Annotated in this window: 3 protein-coding genes and 1 pseudogene; all 4 read left to right on the forward strand. The window is 59.5% G+C overall.

From position 1 onward, the window contains the following. Positions 1-946: ABC transporter substrate-binding protein (locus tag QOC89_RS04915; RefSeq protein WP_323043996.1), on the forward strand; the 946-nt coding region annotated here is incomplete at its 5' end. A 144-nt stretch (positions 947-1,090) separates the two neighbouring features. Next, positions 1,091-2,005, forward strand: coding sequence for an ABC transporter permease (locus QOC89_RS04920; RefSeq protein WP_323043997.1), 915 nt, complete (start codon positions 1,091-1,093; stop codon positions 2,003-2,005). A gap of 2 nt (positions 2,006-2,007) precedes the next feature. Next, a complete protein-coding gene (locus tag QOC89_RS04925) occupies positions 2,008-2,901 on the forward strand; it encodes an ABC transporter permease (protein WP_323043998.1) in 894 nt (297 codons plus the stop codon). Positions 2,902-3,004: 103 nt separating this feature from the next. Further along, a pseudogene (locus tag QOC89_RS04930) lies at positions 3,005-3,168 on the forward strand (acyl-CoA dehydrogenase); the annotation flags it as partial.

Below are 3,168 nucleotides of genomic sequence, written 5' to 3' on the forward strand. Positions count from 1 at the left end.
GGACGCGAAACGCATCAAGCTCGCCGACAAGATCACACCGGTGCTGACACGCGGCGAAGTGAACGGCAAGAAGATCGGCGATCAGGGCACCGCGCCGAAGAAGGTAATGTTTCTGACCGGCCCGCGCTCCACCGAATTCTCCGCGACACCGACCGAATGGATGACGCTGATTCCGACCACGTACAACGCGGACACGCTCGGCATCCGTCCCGACCTCATCAAGCGCCCGATCGACAGTTGGGCCGAACTGCTCAATCCGCAGTTCAAGGGCAAGGCGGCGCTGTTGAACATTCCGGCGATCGGCATCATGGACTCCGCGATGGCGATCGAAGCGATGGGCCACATGAAATACGGCGACAAAGGCAACATGACCAAGGCCGAAATCGACCAGACCATCAAGATCCTGATCGAAGCCAAGCGCGCCGGCCAGTTCCGCGCGTTCTGGAAGGACTTCAACGAAAGCGTGAATCTGATGGCCTCGGGCGAGGTGGTGATCGAGTCGATGTGGTCGCCGGCGGTGACCAAAGTGCGCACCATGGGCATCGCCTGTAAATTCCAGCCGCTCAAGGAAGGCTATCGATCTTGGGCGTCCGGTTTCGGCTTTCCGCGCTCGCTGCAAGGCAAGAAGCTGGACGCCGCGTACGAGTTCGTCAACTGGTTCCAGGACGGCTGGGCCGGTGCCTACCTGATGCGCCAGGGCTATTACTCGGGTGTGCTCGAGACAGCGAAGACACACATGCAGCCTTATGAATGGGACTACTGGATCGAAGGCAAAGCTGCCGCGCAGGACATCAAGGCGCCCGACGGCCAGTTGCTCGAAAAAGCCGGCACCGTGCGCGACGGCGGCTCATACAACCAGCGCATGGGCGCGATTGCCTGCTGGAATGCGGTGATGGACGAGAACATCTACCTGGTCCAGAAGTGGAACGAGTTCATCGCGGCTTGAGCGTGGCCAGAGCGTGGCTTGAGCGCGGCTTGAGCGATCGAGCCGCATGCCGGACGGCCGGTGCATGACATGCCGGCATGTTTTTCGATGACGTGGTCATTGCGCGGCGCAATGACCACGCAGTACTTCCATAGATATCCGCCCATGGCAACGATCGATCTTCCCTCTCACGCGCAGGCTCAGCCCGTCAAACACCGGCGTGCGCCGGCATGGTTGCAGGCAACGCCGCTTTCGCTGACGTTCCTGCTGTTTTTCATCGTTCCGCTGGTCATCACGTTGATCGTCAGTTTCTGGGACTTCAACGAATACCAGATCATCCCGGCTTTCACGCTGAAAAACTACGCGGCGATTTTCGACGGCTGTTCGTCGATGACCGACGTCTGCGTGACCTTCAAGACATACTGGTCGACGCTCAGGTTCTGCGCGATCGTATGGGCCGTGACCTTGCTGCTGGGTTTTTCGATCGCTTACTTCCTCGCGTTCCACGTGCGCACGACGAGCATGCAGACCATACTGTTCCTCGTCTGCACGATTCCGTTCTGGACGTCGAACGTGATCCGCATGATCTCGTGGATGCCCTTGCTCGGCCGTAACGGACTCGTCAATCAGGCGTTGCTGGGCGCGCATCTGATCGATCAACCGCTCGAGTGGTTGCTGTATTCGAACTTCTCGGTCGTGCTGGCGTTCGTGCACCTCTACACGTTCTTCATGATCGTGCCGATTTTCAACGCAATGATGCGCATCGACCGCTCGTTGCTCGAAGCGGCGCGCGATGCCGGCGCGAGCGGCTGGCAAGTGATTCGCGACGTGGTGTTGCCGCTGTCGAAGACCGGCATTGTGATCGGCTCGATCTTCGTGATCACGATCGTGATGGGCGATTTCCTGACCGTCGGCGTGATGGGCGGCCAGCAGATTGCATCGGTCGGCAAGATCATTCAGGTACAGACCGGCTACCTGCAATTTCCCGCGGCGGCCGCTAACGCGATCATTCTGCTGGCTGTCGTGTTGATGATCGTGTGGGGTTTGACGCGGGTGGTCGATATCCGCAAGGAGCTGTGAAGATGCAGGCCATTCGCCTCAAACATCGGGAGCGTCGGCCGGCCAGCTTTTACTGGCTCGCGCTGCTGTTCGGCCTGTTCGTACTGTTCCTGTATGGGCCGGTCATTACGATTTTCATTCTTTCGTTTCAGGGACCCGAGGGTGGGCTGACGTTTCCGATGCGTGGCGTGTCGTTGCACTGGTTTGCCGTGCTGCGTGACGGCGTCGGCGATGTCGATATCTGGGCGGCATTCGGGCGCTCGGTGCGGCTTGCGCTGGCTGTGACAGTGTTGACGGTGCTGTTCTCCGTGGCGGCCGGATTGGCTTTTCGCCGGCGCTTTCGTGGCGATACGGCGGTCTTTTACGTGTCGGTTGCGAGTCTGATCATGCCGTCCATTATCGTCTCGCTTGGGATCGGGTTGACCTTCCGCCTGCTCGATAACGGTGTGAAGTATCTCGCTTCCGCGTGGGGATATCAGTCTTTTGCCGACAGCTATACGACGTCGATGGGCTTGTTCACGTCGGCGCTGGGCGCGCATTTGACGTGGACGCTGCCGTTTGGTCTGCTCGTGATGTTTGCTGTGTTCAACCGCTTCAATCCTGCTTATGAAGAAGCTTCCCGGGATCTGGGCGCCACGCCGTGGCAGAGCTTCCGGCATGTTGTCCTGCCTATCATCGGACCTTCGGTTGTTGGCGTCGCGATGTTCGGGTTCACGCTTTCATGGGATGAGATTGCGCGTACCTCGCAGGCGATTGGAGATCAGAATACTTTGCCGCTCGAGTTGCAGGGGCTGACCACGTCGGTGACGACGCCTGTGATTTATGCGCTGGGCACGATGACGACGGTTTTGTCGCTTACCGTGATGGTTGTGTGTTTGCTCGCGGTGCGAGGGTTGGGGCGTCGGCGGTCAAAATAGCCATTTCACTCCGTGTTCCAAGAATCAGCCAAATGCTTGGTTGCCAGCACCGTCCCCCTCCCGTACCGTTCTCGGATTGCGCCCGGCGCCCACCCCGCATTGGCTGCTGTTCGAAGTGGGCGGCGCATCGGCGACCAGCGAAACGCGCCGCTTCGATCGCTACTGGCGCAATGCGCGAGTGCTGGCGTCGCACAAGATCGAACATATCAGCGGCGGGCGTTTCGCCATCAATCTCGTCAACGCATGGAATCGCCCTGAACTGGAGCG

Origin of the sequence: Paraburkholderia sp. (genome assembly GCF_034668105.1) — a bacterium.
In the GTDB taxonomy this organism is placed as follows: Bacteria; Pseudomonadota; Gammaproteobacteria; order Burkholderiales; family Burkholderiaceae; genus Paraburkholderia.